Here is a 258-nt window from a genome sequence, read left to right on the forward strand (position 1 = left end):
ACTTTAATTGAACCGTCAGGATTTTGGCTATACGTCGCCATGACATTCTGCATGCCCCTTTCAAATGAATGATCTAATCGCGCGATTTCATACCAGGTGCCTGTGTAACGCTCAACATTAAAGTCTTTAACTGGTTTGATGCCCTCAGGCAGCCCTGTGCATGCTGAAACTACAAGCACCAAAATCACCGTGAAAAATAACTGACGTACTTTCATATAAGTTCTCCATATTCCATCTTAATGTCATACGTAGTAACCA

Annotated in this window: 1 protein-coding gene; it reads right to left on the reverse strand. The window is 41.5% G+C overall.

Annotated elements, in window-relative coordinates:
• The coding region (locus CWC11_RS21050; protein WP_171038494.1) for a lipocalin family protein at positions 1-215 on the reverse strand (215 nt) is incomplete at its 3' end.
• Between the last annotated feature and the right edge of the window lie 43 nt (positions 216-258).

Origin of the sequence: Pseudoalteromonas sp. S3178 (assembly GCF_005886985.1) — a bacterium.
GTDB classification, from domain to species: domain Bacteria; phylum Pseudomonadota; class Gammaproteobacteria; order Enterobacterales; family Alteromonadaceae; genus Pseudoalteromonas; species Pseudoalteromonas carrageenovora.